Source organism: Pseudoduganella sp. GCM10020061 (assembly GCF_042683405.1).
Lineage (GTDB): Bacteria > Pseudomonadota > Gammaproteobacteria > Burkholderiales > Burkholderiaceae_D > Telluria.
The window spans coordinates 636359-653525 of the sequence record NZ_JBHUJS010000002.1 but is presented as its reverse complement, the minus strand read 5'-3'; the positions used below and the strand labels follow the sequence as shown (position 1 = coordinate 653525).

Genomic DNA, 17167 nt, shown 5'->3' with positions numbered 1-17167 from the left:
TATCAATCGGGCATCACCGTTCTGCAACAACCGCGCGGGGCGCAAGAATGTGTCCCGACTGTCTTGAGGTGCATCGTTTGCCTGGGGCACCGTACTATAATCAGCCGAACTGAGCCGTTTTCCCATCGTTGCAGTGTGAAAGGATTTGCCGTGTCCTCACCCCGTCCGGATCTCAAGCCAGCCGCGATCGCGCTGGCGATGCTGCTCTCCGCCTGCGGCGGCGGCGGTGGCGGAAGCGCTGCGCCGGCCCCCGCACCGGCGCCTGCGCCGCCGCCGGTCGCCTCGTGCCCGATGCAGGTGGTTGCCGATGCCACGGTCCCGGCCGGCAAGACGGCCAGCGTCAGCGTGCTCGGCTGCGGCGGCATGTTCGCGGAAGTCGTCTGGACCCAGGTCAGTGGCCCGTCCGCCGAGATGGTCGCCACCCGCAACCCGACCATCGCGCTGGAAGCGAGCGCGCCGGGCGTGATCCGCATGCGCGCCGACGCGCGCTACATCGACGGACGCACCGATTCGGCCACGGCCGACATCACGGTCACCGACGCTCCCGCCGCCAGCTATGTGACGGTCCGCGCGGACCACGCGGTGCGCGGCGGGACCGACACCTCGGTGCGTGCCTGGCCGGTCCTGCGCAACGGCGAGACCGCCGCCAGCGTGACCTGGACGCAGGTGTCCGGACCCAATGTCGTGCTCGATACCAGCACGGCCAACGTCCTGATGTTCCGCGCGCCCGTCGTCGGCGCCGACACAGCGCTCAAGTTCCGCGCCACCCTGGCCACCAGCAGCGGGGCCCAGGATGCCGACGACGTGACGATCAACGTCGAAGCCGCGCCCACAAAGCCGAACAACCCGATCTTCGAGAACGCCGCGCGCGTGTATCCGTACCGGTCCACGGGCGCCTACGCCAGCGTGCTGCAAGGCTGCGCCTACAGCGCCGCGCTGTACTACACCAGCGATTCGCAGAACAACCTGTGCCCCATCTCCAAGCTGCCGCTGCTGCAGTCCGAAGCAGGGGCGGGCGGCGTGCCCACCGTGGCGCAGATCATGAGCCGCGTGCTGGTCTCGCACGACTACCTGGGCGCCAACTTCGAGCAGTTCCTGCTGACCCAGGACCCGCACGACGACTTCAAGCGGCTGTTCGCGGGCACCACCGCCATCGTGATCGGCTCGCACGTGCGTCCGAGCATGTACACGGCTGCCACCGGCGCGATCTACCTGGATGCCAACAACCTGTGGCTGACGCCTGCCCAGCGCGACATCGTGACCGAAGTGCCGGACTACCGCCTCGCCTACGACGACCTGCTCAGTTTCAGCTCCCTCGGCCGTCCGGTGAAGAACAATGCGGCGGGGCGCGGCAGTTTCCCGATCGCCGAACGCCAGACGCGTCCGGTCGGCGAACTGGTGCACTGGCTGGGCCGCCTGCTGTACCACGAGCTGGGACATGCCTCCGACTTCGTTCCGCCCGCCAACCGCAACCTGAACAGCGGCCAGTCCGTGTGGGGCAACGTGGCGCCGCGCGTCAACTCGACGCTGCCGTCCGACCGCCTCGCGCAGCAGTTCCCGCTGACCTCGAGCCAGATGTTCGGGCTGGCCCAGGTGATGTTCTGGGGCGCCACGCCGACCGACACCCAGCGCGGCTATACCGCGGCGCAGGTCGGCGCGTTCCTCTCAGCGGACCGCGCGAACGACGAGTATTCGTACTCGCGCGCCGGGAACAACAACTCGCGCGAAGACCTGGCGATGCTGTTCGAGGAGTTCATGATGAGCTACCGCCACGGCGTGCAATACGATATCGCGTACTCCGACCCGGTTCCGGACGGCGCCACCGCCGACCAGGTGATCGTGCGCTGGGGCCAGCGCGGCAGGATCGGCGAAGCGGCCATCCGTCCGCGCGTCAAGCTGGTGCTGCAGCACATCGCCCCGTGGATCGATCCGGCCGCCGTCGATGCGTTGCCGGCCCCGATCATGATGCGCGCAGGGGAGAGCTGGGCCAGCAACCTGCAGCTTGGCGTTCCGCCCAATTCCGGCCAGTCGGCCCGCATGATGGAGACGCGCGAGCAGCGCACTTCCCGCATGCGCGACGACCTGAACAAGCCGCGCCACTGATCCGCCACGCCGCGCAGGAACGCCGGGGACTGTTCTCCAGGGACCGTCCCCGGTTTTTTTCGTGCAAAACATGGCGGAATCGGCCATGAAATGACCGATTCCGCCACCCGGCAACCGGCGCCCGGCGTCCTCCCATAAAAAAATGGCGGAATCGGCCATATCTTGACCGATTCCGCCATCCTTCCGCCCAGGCCGGGCGTGCAGCTTTACCCGTACGGAACGAAATCCACGCCGTTCTGCGTCACGCCCACCAGGTCGACCGTATTCCCCTGCGATTCGGCCAGGCCCTGCACGAGGCTGCCCAGCGTCATGCGCCCCGCATCCAGCTCCCCGGCCCAGAACGCGATGCCGGCCGTATCGGCCGCGCTGTTGAACACATGCGTGTACAGGCGCGTGACGATCTGCGTACTGGTCGCCGAAGCGCCATACAGCGCGTCGAATTCCGCCGAATCGACGAAGCCCTGCGCCACCGCCGTCAGCGAGACGCCGTTGTCCAGCATCTTGAGCCAGAAGCCCATGCCCCCGAGATCGGGATCGCGGTCGAACACGGCCTGGTACATGCGGTAAGCCCGGCCGGCCGCGCCGTCCAGGTCGAAGGCGATGCTGCGGTCGGCAAACATCAGGCGCTCGACGTTGGTCAGCGTGTCGCTGCCCTCGGCGCCCGCAACCAGCAGGCCGGTTTCGCCGCGGGTCACCGTGTAGCCGGCCCGGTTGCCGGCGTAGGCCACGGTGTCGATGCTGTCGCCGCCATTGATCATGTCGTTGCCGGCGCCGCTGAAGACGACGTCGCTGCCCTTGCCGCCAGCGAACACTATGTCGCCCGCGACGCTGGTGCCGCTGAGGGACGCGGTACTGAAGTCGTTGTAGAACTGGATGCTGGAGATCCCGCTCAGGGTGACGGTGCCGTTGTCGCCTGCCACGGTGTGCTTGGTGATGGTCACCGTGCCGGTCGCGAGATGGAAGGAGGTCGTCGCCTCCGAGGAGCGCATATTCAGGAATACCGTGTCGTTGCCGCCGCCGCCGATGACCGTGTCATTGCCGGCGCTGAGCCAGAACTGCTCGTCGCGCGTGCTGCCGGTGATGAGGTCGCCGTGCCCCGAATCCATCACCGAGCGGATGCCTTGCAGCGTATCGACCGTGCCGAAGCCATCCTGCACCGTGCCCGCGGCCAGGTCCGCGACGATGCCCGCCGGAGAATTCCAGTAGGCCGCGCTCGCGATGCCGCCGCCGGTGACGGCGGGGTCGTCCAGGCTCACGATCGTGTCGTTGCCCGCTTCGCCAATGGCAGTCGAGCGATTGACCCGGATGGTGTCGTTGCCCGCGCCGCCCCACAGCCTGACATCGATGTGGATGCCGGGAGGAGCGAGCCGTTCCAGCAGGTCGTCGCCTGCGGTGCCGTAGATGTCCATGTGGTTCCTTCGTGAAGAAGCGAGTTCAGCCGTATGCGCCGCCAGTGTAGAGCAGGTCAAACAGGCGGGCCAGCGTGGCGATGGCAAGCGTGCCGGCGGTCAGCATCATGGTCACCAGAACCACGGCCAGGAACCAGCGCGATTCCGTCTGCTTGCCCGAGCCGGCGTTGTACTGGGCATCGAACTGCTCGTCCGGCTTGAGGCCGATCACGAAGCCTTCGATGAAACCGGCGATATAGGACACCAGCAGCGGCAGGATCTTGAAGAACCAGTCCGTCTCCGGCGCCATGCCGTAGATGATGCCGCACAGGGGCACGCTCATCAGGTGGAGCAGGCCCAGCTTGTCCGGGCCGGGACGCAGGTAGAAGCGGTGGGCGCCGAAGCCGCCGAGCAGCAGGGCGAGGGCGGTGGCGAGGGTTTTGTTTTTGTGAGCGGGCATCGTCGTGCTGTTGAGATCGGGAAACGATGGAGTATCCGCTAAAACGCGCGTTTCCGCAGCATTTACAGGGGGACTGTCCCCATCGGGGACCGTCCCCTGATCTTTAAGCTGATCAGAGGATTCCCCCATCGGGGACCGTCCCTGATCTTTAAGCTGAACAGAGGATTCCCCCATCGGGGACCGTCCCTGATCTTAGAGCTGATCAGAGGATTCCGATGTGCTGGCAAAAGATCACGGGACAGTCCCCTGCGGGGACAGCCCCGGCTTGCGGCAGCGGACAGGGTGCGCGATAATGCTCAATTGACCCGAAGGCGCGACTGTTGTACGCATTGCTTGCTGCTGTGCGGCCAATCGCGTTATAATAGTCGGCTTTTTCCGCTTCGCTAACTTTTTGGAATTATTATGGTCGTTATTCGTCTGGCACGTGGAGGCGCAAAGAAGCGCCCATTCTTCAACATCGTCGCAACCGACTCGCGCAACCGTCGCGATGGTCGCTTCATCGAGCGCATCGGCTTCTACAACCCGATGGCTTCCGGTGCTGAAGCTCCGCTGCGTATCGCTGCAGACCGTCTGGCTCACTGGCAAGGCGTTGGCGCACAACTGTCGCCGACCGTCGCTCGCCTGGTAGCCCAGCAAAAGCCTGCTGCTTAATTTCAGCAAGGCGTAAGCTTGACCGATAAGGCATCAACCGGGGAGATCCCTGGCGACCTGGTACAGGTTGGTTTCGTGTCTGGCGCATTCGGCGTGACCGGGGGAATCCGGGTCAGGCCGTTTTCGGACGACGCGGATGCCTTGTTGAGCGTGAAGGACTGGTGGCTGGACAAGCCGTCGCTTCACAGCGTGACCGCACGATCCGCCAAGCCGCATGGCGGCGATATCGTCACGACGCTGGTCGGCCTGTCCGACCGCAACGTGGCCGAGTCGCTCAAGGGCGCGGGCGTGTTTGTCTCGCGCAGCAAATTCCCGGCATTGCCGGAGGATGAGTATTACTGGTCCGACCTGATCGGACTGAATGCCGTCAACCTGCAGGGCGAACAGCTCGGCCGGGTGCACGACATGATGCATAACGGTGCGCAGTCCATCCTGCGGGTCCAACCGGTCGAACAAGGCGCTGAAGAGCGCCTGATCCCGTTTGTGGACCAGTTCGTCAAGACCGTCGATATCGCGGGCAAGACGATCACGGTGGACTGGGGACTCGATTATTAACGCGAACGCGTAAGCCCGATGCAATTTGACGTCGTGAGCTTGTTCCCGGAGATGTTCGCCGCGTTGACGCAGTCGGGCGTGACCCGCCGTGCGTTCGAGCAGCAGCGCTGGGGGCTGTCGATCTGGAATCCGCGCGATTTCACCACCGACCGCCACCGCACCGTGGACGACCGCCCGTATGGCGGCGGACCGGGCATGGTGATGCTGGCGAAACCGCTGGAAGCGACCATCGCCGCAGCCAAGCAACGCCAGGTCGACATGGGATTGCCATCGCCGCGCGTGGTGTTCATGTCCCCGCAAGGCAAGCCGCTGACGCACGAACGCGTGATGCAGCTGAAGGAAGAGCCGGGCCTGGTGGTGCTGTGCGGCCGCTACGAAGCGGTGGACCAGCGCCTGCTGGACCGGGTGGTGGACGAAGAGATCAGCCTCGGCGACTTCGTGCTGTCGGGCGGCGAACTGCCCGCGATGGCGCTGATGGACGCGGTGGTGCGCCAGCTGCCTGGCGTGCTGGGCGACGAGGCCTCCGCGGTCGAAGACAGCTTTGTCAACGGCCTGCTCGATGCGCCGCATTACACGCGGCCGGAAGTGTACGAAGGCGTGGAAGTGCCGCCGGTCCTGATGGGCGGGAACCACGCAGAGATTGAAAAATGGCGCCGCCAGAAAATGCTGGAGGCGACCGCGAAGAAACGACCTGATTTGCTGGTGAAGGCGCGCGAAGCGGGCTTGCTCGGCAAGAAGGACGAACAGTTTTTGGCGAGCCTCGCGGCGAGCCAGGAAACCAAGCAGTAAATGTATCACCCCATCCTCTACCGGGCAGCCGAAAAAGGTATATCGGAAGATTTGTAAAGCCTTTTTCGGCGGAGAGCGCCGGCATGATGGCAAATGGAGCTAAAAAATGGATCTGATCCAACAACTTGAGCAAGAAGAAATTGCTCGCCTGGGCAAGTCGATTCCTGACTTCGCACCTGGCGACACCGTGATCGTCAACGTCAACGTCGTCGAAGGCACCCGTAAGCGTGCACAGGCGTACGAAGGCGTCGTCATCGCCCGCCGTAACCGTGGCCTGAACTCGAACTTCATCGTTCGTAAGATCTCGTCCGGCGAAGGCGTCGAGCGTACGTTCCAGCTGTACTCCCCGCTGATCGCTTCGATCGAAGTGAAGCGTCGCGGTGACGTACGTCGTGCAAAGCTGTACTACCTGCGCGAGCGTTCGGGCAAATCGGCACGCATCAAAGAGAAGCTGCCAAACCGCCGCGCTGCTGCTACCGCCGAGTAATTCCGGCAGTAGTTGCGTGGAGAAGGGGCGCCCATTGTGGTGCCCCTTTTTTTCATTACCAGTCAAGGCGTATCCGTGGCCAAACCCCTGTTCGATCCGCAGCAGCTACCGGTGGACGGCATCGCCGGCGAGCCGGCCGTGCCGGCCGGACGGCTGACCGCTGCATGGCTGCGCGCACGCCTGGCCGATCCGCCGCGCTGGCAGCCGGAGCCGCAGCTGGAGTTTTCCGCCCGGCCCGTGCCGACGCCCGCATCGGTGCTGGTGCCGCTGGTCGAGCGCGCGGACGGCATCACCGTGCTGCTCACCAGGCGCACCGCGCACCTGACCGACCATCCCGGACAGATCAGCTTCCCGGGCGGACGCGCCGAAGCGTTCGACGACTCGCCGGTGGAGACCGCCCTGCGCGAGACGGAAGAGGAGATCGGGCTGCACCGCCGGCACATCGAAGTGATCGGCGTCCTGCCCGACTACCTGACCGCCACGGGCTACTGCGTCACGCCCGTCGTCGCGCTGGTGACGCCGCCGTTCGAGGTGACGCCCGATGAGGACGAAGTGGCGGAGATCTTCGAAGTGCCGCTGTCCTTCCTGATGGATGGCGCCAACCACCAGCGCATGTCGTTCCCCTTGCCCGAAGGCGGTTCGCGCAGCTTCTACGCGATCCCGTTCGGGCCATATTTCACGTGGGGCGCGACTGCCGGCATGCTGCGCAACCTGTTCCACCTCCTGCGCGCCTGATGCTGCCCGGGGCCCCGGATGGAGATGGCGGCACTAAGCATTCTAAAAAGGGCGTAAGTTTGCTATCGTAGCGTCTACGTTTCAACAAGGATATTGAATGACTTTTCTCTCGATTCTGTGCGCGCTCCTGATCGAGCAGTTGAAGCCCCTGCGGGCCGACAACGCCATCTATGCCGAGATCAAGCGCCTGGCGACGCGCATGGAAGCGTGGTTCAACGCCGGAGACCCGCTGTATGGCCGCATGGCGTGGTTCGCCATGATGGCGGTGCTGGTGCTGCCGATCGGGATCATCTACGCCGTCATGATCCACTACGACCTGATCTTCGCGGCCTTCGCGTGGAACGTGCTGGTGGTCTACCTGACGCTGGGCTTCCGCCACTACAGCCACTATTTCACCTCGATCCAGATTGCGCTCAACGCCGGCGATGAGAACACCGCGCGCTCGCTGCTCGCGGAATGGACCAAAACCGACACGGTCGGCATGGAAACCAGCGAGATCGCGCGCATCGCCGTGGAGAAGGCCCTGATTACCACGCACCGCAACGTGTTCGGCGTGTTCTTCTGGTTCCTGATGCCGCTCGGGCCTGCCGCGGCCGTGCTGTACCGTGTGTCGGAATACCTGGCGCGCGCCTGGAACGAACCGGAACACATGCGCAACGAGGCGTTCGGCCAGTTCGCGGCCAAGGCCTTCTACTGGCTGGACTGGATCCCGGTGCGCCTGACCGCGGTGGCGTTTGCCGTCGTGGGCAACTTCGAGGACGCGATCTACGCTTGGCGTAACTTCGCACGCCGCTGGTCGAGCGAATCGGTCGGCATCCTGATGGCGTCCGGCGGCGGCGCCATGGGCGTGCGCCTGGGCACGCCCAACGAGAACGCGGCGCGTCCGCTGCCGGCCGACGCCGCCACCGTGGACATCTCCGAAGCCGACACCGACGTGCTGCCGGGCGAGGAGCCGAACGTGCGTTCGCTGCAAAGCACGGTGGGCCTGGTGTGGCGCGCCTTGCTGCTGTGGATGATGCTCCTGCTGCTGCTGTCCGGCGCTGCCTGGTTCGGCGCATAATCCTGCCTTCCACTACCGTCATCCCAGTGCCGGGATGACGGCAGTGCAGCTTTTTATCGGTGCTCAACTCTTCTATAAGATATAATACCCGCACCCCTTTCCCGTTCCTCTGCATTGTCCTTTTATGGCCGAGCAAGCCGACATCAAGAAAGAACCCGCCAACGAGTTCTTCATTCTTGGCCTTACCAGCAATGGCAGGCAGTTCCGCCCGAGCGACTGGGCCGAGCGCCTGTGCGGCGTGATGTCCTGCTTCCAGCCGGAAGGGGCGAAGGGCGGCCGCAATTCCCACCTCAAGTATTCCGCCTACGTGCGCCCAACCGTGCTGAACGGCACCAAGGCCGTCGTCGTCAACGCGGCGCTGCGCGACGTCGAGCCGCTCGCCTACCACTTTGTCGTCAACTTCGCCAAGGACAACGACCTGCAAGTGGTGGACGCCTGCCTGCTGCCCCTGCCGGGTGAGGCAAATCCCTGACACATCCCGCTTCAATTTGTTGATTCACGGCATCATGACGGTTATGCTGGCAATATGCATGGCCTCACGAATAACAAGAAACAGGATGTCGCATGATCAAAACCAGGCAACACAGCTTTTCCTTTGAGGGCAAGGTCGCCCTCGTCACAGGCGGGTCGGCCGGGATCGGCCGCGCCACTGCGCTCGCCTTCGGCGCCGCCGGGGCGGTGGTGGTGATCGCCGATACCAATGTCGATGGCGGCCACGCCAGCGCGGCAATGATCGTCGAGCAGGGCGGCAAGGCGCTGTTCGTCCGCTCGGACGTGACCCGTGCACAGGACGTCGAAGCGCTGGTCGACAAGGCGGTGTCCACCTACGGGCGGCTGGATTTTGCGTTCAACAATGCCGGGATCGAGGACGAGCCCGGCGCGCTGTCCGAGTCGGACGAAGAAGCGTTCGACCGCATCATGACGCTCAACGTAAAAGGGACCTGGCTGTGCATGAAGTACCAGTTGCGCCAGATGCTGCGCCAGGAGGGCGGCGGGGCGATCGTCAATTCCGCGTCGGCCATGGCGCTGGTGGGCGCACCGGGGCAGGCCCTGGTCGCGGCCAGCAAGCATGCGGTGGTTGGCATGACGCGCAGCGCCGCGCTCGAGTACGCCGGGGCGGGCATCCGCATCAACAGCGTGTGCCCGGGCACGGTGCGCACGCCATCGATGGCGCGCGCGCTCGAACGCGATCCGCAGCGCGCGCAGGAACTGCTGAAGCGGCACCCGGCGGGACGCTTCGCGGAGACGCGGGATGTGGCGAATGCGGTGCTGTGGCTGTGTTCGGAGCATGCCTCGTTCGTGACGGGGCACCAGCTGGCGATCGATGGCGGGCTGACCGCCATCTGATCAAGTCGTCCCCGCGTTCGCGGGGACGGCGGTTCAGGCGCTGAAGTGGTGGGCGCGATGCGGGCGGCACAGCCGCGGCAGGCGTCCGGCGCGCAGGTCGCGCACGCCGCGGCATACCGCCAGCGCCACGTTTTCCACCTGTTCGGCGAAGCCTACGGTGTCGGCGCACACCGTTTCCGCCGCCAGCGCCGGCTCGTAGTAGCCGGCATGCCGGTCCAGTTGCGCAAAGCTGCTGCTGTCCACCAATCCCATCCTGTCGAGCCGCCCGGCCAGCGCACGGCGCGTGCCTTCCGCCAGCAGGGTATTGCCGCACACGGCGATGCCGTACACGCGGTCGGCCAGGTAGTCGGGGAAGCGTGACAGGCCGGCGCTGCAGTCGAGCCGGTCGATCGCCTGCGCCAGCGTGCCGCCCGGTTCCAGTCCGGAGGCCGGGGTGCAGATCAGCACTCCATGCGCCGACACCCAGCTGCGCACCAGCGCCGCCGTGGACTCTGGCGTGCTGCCGAGCCGCAGGACCGTCGCCTGCACGCCCTCGCGGCGCAACAGGTCGCGTGCCAGCGCCGCCATCCCGCGCCCTTCGTCGCCGCAGGCACAGTCGATCACCAGTACGCGCGGACCGGTGCCGCGTTCGCGCTGGCGGAGCGCCTGGGCGCCATAGCGTGGTTCGACAAATGGGAAATAATCTGGGCAGGCTTGCGGCTGTACTGGACGTTCACTTGCGGCTGGCATCGTTTCCTCCTGTTGGGTGAAACGATTATGTTTGGTAATTTCCCGCCGGGATGTTCGTTACCTAACACAAAGTAAAAAGGCCGGGGACCTTGCGGTTCCCGGCCTTTTCGCGCGTCAGCGCGGCGGCTTATTCAGCGCCGGCGGCAGGTGCGGCAGCACCGGCTGGACGCTTGGCATGGAGGATCCAGTAGCGTGCCAGGTCGTTCAGGTTCTGGTCGCCCTTGACCGACTCGAATGCCTTGATCGCTTCATCCTTGCGGCCTGCCTTCAGGTAGGCGATGCCCAGGCGCAGCTTGGCGTCTTCCTGGCGGCGGGTGCCCTTGGCGATACCCTTCTGGATCAGGTCGATACCCTTGTCGAACTGGCCCATGGTGACATAGGCGTAGCCCAGGTTGACCAGGCCGATACCGTCCTTGTTCTTGTGCGCGCCGGCTTCGCCCGAAGCGATGTTCTTGGCGTCGTCGGCGGCGCCCTTGTTGGCGCGGTCGCGCAGCTTCTTGTGGTTGGCTGCCTGCGGGCCGGTGCCCAGGATGCCGGCTTTGAAGCCTGCGTCCACCACGGTCTTCGCTTCGGTCGGGATGCCGGCGGCCAGGTCAAGCTCGGCCAGTTCCACGTACTCGTCCGAGCCCATGGTTGCCGATACGCTGTTCAGCAGGCGGTACAGGTCGGCCTGCAGGCGCAGGTCGTACGACTGGCGCGATTGCAGGCGGCCCAGCAGGTCGGCCCACAGCTCGTCGGACGGGTAGTGCGTGACCAGCAACTCCAGGCCCTTTACGTAGGACGCGTTGTCCTTGACCTTGTTCGCCGAGCTGGCGTACAGGCGCAGGTCTTCTTCCGACGGAACCTTGCCCGCCTTGGCCATTGCGTCCAGGTCTTCGCCCATCATCTTGACCGTGGTGGCGTAGTCGCCGCTCAGGTAGTGCGCGCGGATCAGTGCGGTGCGCACGACTTCCGGCTTGCCGGTCTCGGTGCCGAAGCGCTGGTAGGTCGCGATGGCTTTCGGATAGTCCTTGCCGTTGAAGTAGTAGTTGCCCAGCGCCTGCAGGAAGGTTTCCTGCTCTTTCTTGTCCAGGCGGCCGGACGCGGTCACGCGCTCGAGGGCGGCGATCGCTTCGGCGTCGTTGCCGGTCGAGGAGGCGTGCGCCAGCTTCATGCGGTCGATCACGTACGTCTCGTACGGGTTCTTGTTCGGGAAAGCGTCGGCCTGGTCGATCAGCTTCTTGATTTCGGCGTAGTTCTTGGCCGTCATCAGGGGCTGCACCACTTTCGGGTCCAGCAGCTTGTGCAGTTCCGGACGGACCGCGTCTTTCGGCGCTTCAGCTTTTGCGTCGGCTGGCTTGTCCTGCGCATGCACGGCTGGGACGGCGGAAAGGCCGATAGCGGCCAGCAGCAGGCTGATACGGGCGAGACGGAAATTGGACATTGTGAAGATCCTTAAGTTATACGAAGACGACCGTCCGCTCCTGCTGCCTGGCAGTGGGCGCGGACACCCCTGATATTCGGGAAACGCGATATTGTCACACAAACCCGGCAGTAAGTTGCCGATTTTGTGTCCATTTGTGAGTATGCACGGCTCAGAAACCGGGCACCGGAACCTTGCCTTTGGCCTCCAGTTCGCCGGACAGCCAGGCATTCACCGCGTCCAGTGCGGGCGCGGCATAGCCGTAGGTCATCAGGGCCGGGGCGTCGAAGTCGAGCGCCTGGTACGGGTTCCACAGGCACAGGTGCAGGTCCGGCTTCCAGGTGGCGCGGGCGCGCTCGCCATAGCGCAGGCGCGAGGTGGAGGCCAGCATGGTGAAGCTGCCGTCGCGCGGCAGCGAGGACCAGTCGAACGACTCGGCGTCCGCATAGGTGACCAGTTCCACCGGGTACAGGCGGCCCAGCGATTCGGCGATGCGCGCGGCCGGCACTGCCGCTTCCGAGACGCCATCGCTGGCCGCATCCTGGCGCGCCACCAGGCGCACCCTGGCGCCGGCCGGCGGACGGGCCGCGCGGCCGCGCAGCGTGAGGGCACGGCGCCAGCCTTCCTTCATCGTTTCGCGGTCGGCGCTGTCGGTCATGTAGGGCGGCGCGCCGCACGGGTAGCGCTGCGCCAGCTGGGACATGCGCGCGATGCTGGCGTTGACCTCTTCGCTGTCGAGGGTGCCGTTGTCGATCGCAGCGGCGATCGCATCCAGCGTCTCGTTCTGGGTTTCAGGGGTGCCGAGCGCCATCACCATGTCGGCGCCGGCCTGCAGGGCGCGCACCGCGGCATTGCCCACGCCGTAGTGGGAGGCGATCGCCAGCATGTCCATGCCGTCGGTGATGATCGCGCCGCGGAAGCCGAATTCCTCGCGCAGCAGCCCATGCAGGATGCGGCGCGACATGGTGGCCGGATGGTCGGGGTCCACCTGCGGGTAGATGATGTGGGCGGTCATCATGGCGGCCGCCGTGGGCGCCGCGGCGCGGAACGGCGCCAGCTCGAACTTGCGCAGCTCGTCGAGCGGCTTGTCCACGGTGGGCAGCGCGCGGTGCGAGTCGACGCTGGTGTCGCCGTGGCCGGGGAAGTGCTTGACGCAGCAGGCCACGCCTTCGGCCTCGCTGCCTTCCATCCACGCCAGCGCGAGCTTCGATGCCTGCTCCGGATCGGCGCCGAAGGAGCGCTCGGCGATGACCGGGTTGTGCGGGTTGTTGTTCAGGTCCAGCACCGGAGCGAAGTTCCAGTTGAAGCCGAGCGAACGCACCGCCCGTGCAACCGCCGCGCCGGTGCGGCGGGCCAGCGATTCGTCGCCCACCGCGCCCAGCGCCATCGCAGCCGGCGGCGGGGGAACCCAGGTGGCGCGCACCACGGCGCCGCCTTCCTGGTCCAGCGCGATCAGGGCGTTCGGGCCCATCACTTCGCGCAGCTGCGCGGTCAGGCGCGACAGCTGCTCCGGGTCCTTCATGTTCTGCCGGAACAGGCATACGGCGCGCACGGCGTTATCGCGCAGGAAGGCGGCCGTGGCCTCGTCAAGCTCGGTGCCGGGGAAGCGGATCATGATCAGCTGCCCGGCCAGGATGCGGGATGGAGTCATCGGTACTGGGGAATTAATTGGTCTTGGTGACTTTGGACAGGTGGCGCGGGCGGTCCGGGTCCATGCCGCGCGCTTCGGCCAGCTTGGCGGCCATCACATAGAAGGCCTGGATCGCGACGATCGGGTCGAGGTCGGGCGTGGAGGCCACCGGCAGCGTCAGGTCGCGCCCGGCGATGTCGGCGGGCGCCGCCAGCAGCACGCGGGCGCCGCGTTCGCGCATGAAGCCGGCCAGTTCGACCAGGCCGGCCTGGGCCGGGCCGCGGGTGGCGAAGATCAGCAGCGGGTAGCCTTCCTCGATCAGGGCCATCGGGCCGTGCTTGATTTCCGCGCCGCTGAAGGCCTCGGCCTGCAGGGCGGAAGTCTCCTTGAACTTCAGGCCCGCTTCCAGCGCGACCGGGAAGCTGATGCCGCGGCCGACCACCATGATGTTGCGGGCCGGCGTGAGCACGTCCAGCGCCGCCGACCAGTCCGCGCCGGCCGCAACGCGCAGCGCGTCCGGCAGGGCGGCCAGGCCGTCCTTGAGTTCCGCGTCGTCCTGCCAGTTGGCGACCAGGCGCGCGCCCGCCACCAGGCTGGCGATGAAGCTCTTGGTCGCGGCCACGCTCTGTTCCTTGCCGGCGTGGAGCGGCATGGTCCACTCGGCGGCCTGCGCCAGCGGCGAGGTGGTGTCGTTGACCAGCGCCACCGTGGTGGCGCCGCCCTCGCGGAAGTAGCGGGTCGGCTCGACCACGTCCGGGCTCTGGCCCGATTGCGAGATCGCGATGGTGAGCGTGTTGCGCGTGACCAGCGGCGCCTTGTGCAGCGTGACGAGCGACATCGGCAGCGAGGCGACGATGCGGCCCATGCGCGCCATGGTCAGGTAGGCGCAATAGCTCGACGCGTGGTCCGAGCTGCCGCGCGCGATCGTCAGCGCGGTGTCGATACTGGTGGAACGCAGCACGCGTCCAAGTTCCGCGTAGCGGTCGCCGTCCTGGGCCAGCTGGCCAGCCACACAATCGGCGGCAGAAAGCGCCTCCTTAAGCATCATTGAGGTCACACGGCACTCCTTCGATAAAGACAGATTTGATTTGCAGGTCGCGACCCAGCACGACCACGTCGGCACGGGCGCCGGAAGCGAGGCGGCCGATGCCGGCCTCGCCGAGATAGTCGGCCGCATAGGTGGAGACCCGGCGCGACGCGTCGGCCAGGTCCAGGCCGATGCCGACCAGGTTGCGCAGCGCCTGGTCCATGGTCAGCGTGCTGCCGGCCAGGGTGCCGTCGGGCAGGCGCACCCCGCCCATGCACTTGTGGACCACCTGGCGGCCCAGCATGTAGTCGCCGTCCGGCATGCCGGTCGCGGCGGTGGAATCGGTGACGCAGTACAGGTGCGGGATCGCGCGCAGCGCCGCCTTGATCGCGCCCGGATGCACGTGCAGCAGGTCGGGGATCACCTCGGCGAACTGCGCGTGGGCCAGTGCGGCGCCGACCATGCCGGGCTCGCGGTGGTGCAGGGCGCTCATGGCATTGAACAGGTGCGTGAAGCCGGCCGCGCCGTGCTCCAGTGCGGCCACGCCGTCCTCGTAGCTGCCGGTGGTATGGCCGATCTGCACGCGGATGCCGGCGGCGGCGATGGCCTTTACCAGTTCCAGGTGCCCGGGCATTTCGGGCGCCACCGTGATCAGCCGCAGCGGTGCGTGGCGGTCCAGCTCCATCACTTCGGCCATCGTCGCTTCGCGCGCGAATGCCGGTTGCGCTCCGAGCTTGCCGGGATTGATGTACGGCCCTTCGAGGTGCACGCCGAGGATGCGCGCGGCGCCCGGGCGCGGCGCCTTCATGGCTGCGCCCACGGCGTCCAGCGCGGAGACGATGTCCTGCGGCGGCGCGGTCATGGTGGTGGCCAGCAGGCTGGTCGTGCCGTGCTTCGCGTGCATCGCCGCGACCACGTCCGGGGCGTCGGCGCCCTGCATGATGTCGCGTCCGCCTGCGCCGTGCACGTGCAGGTCGACGAAGCCGGGAATCACGTAATCGAGGCCGTTCGACTGCGGATCGGCGGACTGGCCTTCGATGCGCTCGATCACGCCGTCGCAGTGCAGGGCGCCGGCGATCCAGCCGTCGGGGGTGAGGATATTGCCTTGGATGGTTTGCTTCATCGACGCGACTCCGCCACGAATTCGTAATAATCGCTGCGGCAGTACGAGTGGGTCAGTTCCACTGGCGCGCCGCTTTCCAGGTAGCTCACGCGCGTAATGTGCAGCATGGCGGCGCCGGGTTCCAGGCCCGCGAGGCGCGCCTGTTCCTCGGTCGCGTTGACCGCCTTGATGTGCTGCAGCGCGCGCACCGGCACCGAGCCGCGCGCTTCCAGGTAGCCGTACAGCGAATCGTCCACCGCGCGCGGGTCGGGCATGTGCGCCGACGGGATCACGCTGTATTCGATCGCCATCACCACATTGTCGGCGGTGCGCAGGCGCTTCAGGCGTGCCACCGGCGTGTTGGGCGACAGGCCCAGCGCCAGCAGCTCGGACGGCTGGGCCACGCCGCTGGAGCGCTCCAGCCAGCGCGAGCCGGCCGAAAAGCCGCGCAGGCTGAGTTCTTCGGAAAAGCCCGACAGGCGCGAGAGCGGCTGTTCCAGCTTGGGCGTGATGTAGGTGCCGGAACCGTGGCGGCGCGTCAGCATGCCGCGGTCGCACAGTACATCGATGGCCTTGCGCGCGGTGACGCGCGAGATCGACAGCATCTCGCACAGCGTCCGCTCGGACGGCAGCGCTTCGTTCGGGCGCCACTCGCCGGCCGCGATGCCTTCCGCGATACGGTTGGCAAGCTGCACATACAGCGGCGTGACGCTGCCGGTGTCGGGCTTGAAACTGGTCAGGGCTTCCATCAGCATTCCTCCATGGCCTGGCGCACCAGGCACAGCGCGCCAAAGGCGGAATCGCCCTGCGGCGCGCGGGCGCGCGCGGCGAAAGCGGGCGACAGGTATGGCCGCAGCGCCTCGCCAAGGCCGCCGCACAGGGCCAGCGGCAGCGCGGCCGACGGATCCAGCGCGTGCGCCATGCGTTCCACCTCGCGGCCGGCGTCGCGCAGCATGGCGTGCGCCACGTCGTCGCTGGCGCCGTGCGCGATCACGATCGGCGCCAGGCGTGCGTAGGCGGTCTGGTTGGCTGCGGCGAGCCAGGCGAACAGGCCGTCGCGGCCGCCGCCGCATGCTTCAATCAGTTCGCTGGCAAATGCGGACGCCGGCTGGCGGCAGTCCAATACCTGCTCGATGTGTCCGACCGCCTTGAGGCCGAGCCAGCAGCCGCCCGCTTCGTCGCCGGCGGGGAATCCCCAGCCGCCGACCTCGCGCCGCTCGCCGGTCGGCAGCAGGACTTCGCCCACGCTGCCGGTGCCGACCGCCACGATCGCGCCCGGCTTGCCGCCATGGGCGCCGAGCAGGGTGGTGAAGGCATCGGTTTCGAGCAGGAGGCGGGCAAAGCCAGGATTGGCTGCGGTGAAGGCTTCGGCCTGCTGTTTGTTGTGCACGCCGGCCAGGCCTGCGCCGACTGCGATGGCCGCGTTGTCCGGGCGTTGCACATTGGCTGCGGCGAACGCCGCGTCGATGGCCGAATTGACAGCGGCCCAGGCGCTGGCGATACCGAGCGACAGGCCGGAAGGTCCCGCCGTGCCCAGCGCGAGTTCGGCGCCGTCGGGGCGCGCCAGCCGCACGCGCGTGCCGGTGCCGCCGCCATCGGCGCCAATGAGGTACTCAATCATGGATGAAGTGGTCCGCTACAGGAAGTGCTCCCGACTATAGGTGGACCGGACCAGATTGTCAACAGGTATGAGGGTGGTATT

18 protein-coding genes are annotated in these 17167 nt (G+C 66.6%); 9 read left to right on the top strand and 9 right to left on the bottom strand.

What is annotated here, in order from left to right:
* The first annotated feature begins 150 nt into the window (after positions 1-150).
* Positions 151-2103 (top strand): hypothetical protein, encoded by a 1953-nt coding sequence (locus ACFSQR_RS06780; RefSeq protein ID WP_377728880.1) that lies wholly within the window; start codon positions 151-153, stop codon positions 2101-2103.
* Positions 2104-2309: 206 nt separating this feature from the next.
* On the opposite strand, the gene ACFSQR_RS06775 is transcribed toward ACFSQR_RS06780, so the two are convergent.
* Both ACFSQR_RS06775 and ACFSQR_RS06770 read right to left on the bottom strand, forming a co-directional pair.
* Positions 2310-3512 carry a DUF4214 domain-containing protein gene (locus ACFSQR_RS06775; RefSeq protein WP_377728878.1) on the bottom strand — a complete coding sequence of 401 codons (1203 nt, stop codon included), beginning with the start codon at positions 3510-3512 and terminating at the stop codon, positions 2310-2312.
* A gap of 25 nt (positions 3513-3537) precedes the next feature.
* Complete coding sequence (locus ACFSQR_RS06770) at positions 3538-3951, bottom strand: NINE protein (RefSeq protein ID WP_377728877.1); 414 nt, start codon at positions 3949-3951, stop codon at positions 3538-3540.
* Positions 3952-4353: 402 nt separating this feature from the next.
* Between ACFSQR_RS06770 and rpsP the strand changes: the two genes are divergently transcribed.
* From rpsP to ACFSQR_RS06730, 8 genes are all read left to right on the top strand, one after another.
* The gene (gene rpsP, locus ACFSQR_RS06765; RefSeq protein WP_377728875.1) at positions 4354-4602 is read left to right on the top strand and encodes a 30S ribosomal protein S16; all 249 of its coding nucleotides are present in this window, start codon (positions 4354-4356) and stop codon (positions 4600-4602) included.
* Between the two features lie 18 nt (positions 4603-4620).
* On the top strand, positions 4621-5157 hold the full coding sequence (rimM, locus tag ACFSQR_RS06760; RefSeq protein WP_377728874.1) for a ribosome maturation factor RimM: 537 nt from the start codon (positions 4621-4623) through the stop codon (positions 5155-5157).
* An 18-nt stretch (positions 5158-5175) separates the two neighbouring features.
* Positions 5176-5946, top strand: a complete 771-nt coding sequence (trmD, locus tag ACFSQR_RS06755; RefSeq protein ID WP_377728873.1) for a tRNA (guanosine(37)-N1)-methyltransferase TrmD — start codon at positions 5176-5178, stop codon at positions 5944-5946.
* Between the two features lie 106 nt (positions 5947-6052).
* Positions 6053-6433 (top strand): 50S ribosomal protein L19, encoded by a 381-nt coding sequence (gene rplS / locus ACFSQR_RS06750; protein ID WP_377728872.1) that lies wholly within the window; start codon positions 6053-6055, stop codon positions 6431-6433.
* A 75-nt stretch (positions 6434-6508) separates the two neighbouring features.
* Positions 6509-7168 (top strand): CoA pyrophosphatase, encoded by a 660-nt coding sequence (locus ACFSQR_RS06745; protein WP_377728871.1) that lies wholly within the window; start codon positions 6509-6511, stop codon positions 7166-7168.
* A gap of 97 nt (positions 7169-7265) precedes the next feature.
* Entirely contained in the window at positions 7266-8228 is a 963-nt protein-coding gene (locus ACFSQR_RS06740) for a CobD/CbiB family protein (protein WP_377728870.1), read from the top strand.
* 124 nt (positions 8229-8352) lie between these two features.
* Positions 8353-8700 carry a DUF3579 domain-containing protein gene (locus tag ACFSQR_RS06735; protein WP_377728869.1) on the top strand — a complete coding sequence of 116 codons (348 nt, stop codon included), beginning with the start codon at positions 8353-8355 and terminating at the stop codon, positions 8698-8700.
* Positions 8701-8792: 92 nt separating this feature from the next.
* A complete protein-coding gene (locus tag ACFSQR_RS06730) occupies positions 8793-9575 on the top strand; it encodes an SDR family oxidoreductase (RefSeq protein WP_377728868.1) in 783 nt (260 codons plus the stop codon).
* Between the two features lie 33 nt (positions 9576-9608).
* Here the strand turns inward: ACFSQR_RS06730 and ACFSQR_RS06725 are convergent, their stop codons facing one another.
* The 7 genes from ACFSQR_RS06725 to ACFSQR_RS06695 form a co-directional block, all read right to left on the bottom strand.
* The gene (locus tag ACFSQR_RS06725) at positions 9609-10304 is read right to left on the bottom strand and encodes a hypothetical protein (protein ID WP_377728867.1); all 696 of its coding nucleotides are present in this window, start codon (positions 10302-10304) and stop codon (positions 9609-9611) included.
* Between the two features lie 127 nt (positions 10305-10431).
* Positions 10432-11727, bottom strand: a complete 1296-nt coding sequence (locus tag ACFSQR_RS06720; RefSeq protein WP_377728866.1) for a tetratricopeptide repeat protein — start codon at positions 11725-11727, stop codon at positions 10432-10434.
* A 151-nt stretch (positions 11728-11878) separates the two neighbouring features.
* Positions 11879-13357 (bottom strand): beta-N-acetylhexosaminidase, encoded by a 1479-nt coding sequence (gene nagZ / locus ACFSQR_RS06715; RefSeq protein WP_377728865.1) that lies wholly within the window; start codon positions 13355-13357, stop codon positions 11879-11881.
* Positions 13358-13370: 13 nt separating this feature from the next.
* Positions 13371-14384 (bottom strand): SIS domain-containing protein, encoded by a 1014-nt coding sequence (locus ACFSQR_RS06710; RefSeq protein WP_377729034.1) that lies wholly within the window; start codon positions 14382-14384, stop codon positions 13371-13373.
* Positions 14374-15486, bottom strand: coding sequence for an N-acetylglucosamine-6-phosphate deacetylase (gene nagA / locus ACFSQR_RS06705; RefSeq protein WP_377728864.1), 1113 nt, complete (start codon positions 15484-15486; stop codon positions 14374-14376). The genes ACFSQR_RS06710 and nagA overlap by 11 nt, the downstream gene beginning before the upstream one ends.
* Positions 15483-16214: a GntR family transcriptional regulator gene (locus ACFSQR_RS06700; protein ID WP_377728863.1), complete on the bottom strand. Its 732-nt coding sequence runs from the start codon at positions 16212-16214 to the stop codon at positions 15483-15485. Before ACFSQR_RS06700 ends, nagA begins: the two co-directional genes overlap by 4 nt.
* The gene (locus ACFSQR_RS06695) at positions 16214-17086 is read right to left on the bottom strand and encodes a BadF/BadG/BcrA/BcrD ATPase family protein (protein WP_377728862.1); all 873 of its coding nucleotides are present in this window, start codon (positions 17084-17086) and stop codon (positions 16214-16216) included. Before ACFSQR_RS06695 ends, ACFSQR_RS06700 begins: the two co-directional genes overlap by 1 nt.
* Positions 17087-17167: the final 81 nt, after the last annotated feature.

What these genes read in the sequence shown, in the direction of transcription:
- ACFSQR_RS06775 (WP_377728878.1), bottom strand. Translation starts at nt 3,512, where the DNA reads ATGGACATCTACGGCACCGCAGGCGACGACCTGCTGGAACGGCTCGCT.
- ACFSQR_RS06770 (WP_377728877.1), bottom strand. Translation starts at nt 3,951, where the DNA reads ATGCCCGCTCACAAAAACAAAACCCTCGCCACCGCCCTCGCCCTGCTG.
- rpsP (WP_377728875.1), top strand. Translation starts at nt 4,354, where the DNA reads ATGGTCGTTATTCGTCTGGCACGTGGAGGCGCAAAGAAGCGCCCATTC.
- trmD (WP_377728873.1), top strand. Translation starts at nt 5,176, where the DNA reads ATGCAATTTGACGTCGTGAGCTTGTTCCCGGAGATGTTCGCCGCGTTG.
- rplS (WP_377728872.1), top strand. Translation starts at nt 6,053, where the DNA reads ATGGATCTGATCCAACAACTTGAGCAAGAAGAAATTGCTCGCCTGGGC.
- ACFSQR_RS06740 (WP_377728870.1), top strand. Translation starts at nt 7,266, where the DNA reads ATGACTTTTCTCTCGATTCTGTGCGCGCTCCTGATCGAGCAGTTGAAG.
- ACFSQR_RS06735 (WP_377728869.1), top strand. Translation starts at nt 8,353, where the DNA reads ATGGCCGAGCAAGCCGACATCAAGAAAGAACCCGCCAACGAGTTCTTC.
- ACFSQR_RS06730 (WP_377728868.1), top strand. Translation starts at nt 8,793, where the DNA reads ATGATCAAAACCAGGCAACACAGCTTTTCCTTTGAGGGCAAGGTCGCC.
- ACFSQR_RS06725 (WP_377728867.1), bottom strand. Translation starts at nt 10,304, where the DNA reads ATGCCAGCCGCAAGTGAACGTCCAGTACAGCCGCAAGCCTGCCCAGAT.
- ACFSQR_RS06720 (WP_377728866.1), bottom strand. Translation starts at nt 11,727, where the DNA reads ATGTCCAATTTCCGTCTCGCCCGTATCAGCCTGCTGCTGGCCGCTATC.
- nagZ (WP_377728865.1), bottom strand. Translation starts at nt 13,357, where the DNA reads ATGACTCCATCCCGCATCCTGGCCGGGCAGCTGATCATGATCCGCTTC.
- ACFSQR_RS06710 (WP_377729034.1), bottom strand. Translation starts at nt 14,384, where the DNA reads ATGATGCTTAAGGAGGCGCTTTCTGCCGCCGATTGTGTGGCTGGCCAG.
- nagA (WP_377728864.1), bottom strand. Translation starts at nt 15,486, where the DNA reads ATGAAGCAAACCATCCAAGGCAATATCCTCACCCCCGACGGCTGGATC.
- ACFSQR_RS06700 (WP_377728863.1), bottom strand. Translation starts at nt 16,214, where the DNA reads ATGGAAGCCCTGACCAGTTTCAAGCCCGACACCGGCAGCGTCACGCCG.
- ACFSQR_RS06695 (WP_377728862.1), bottom strand. Translation starts at nt 17,086, where the DNA reads ATGATTGAGTACCTCATTGGCGCCGATGGCGGCGGCACCGGCACGCGC.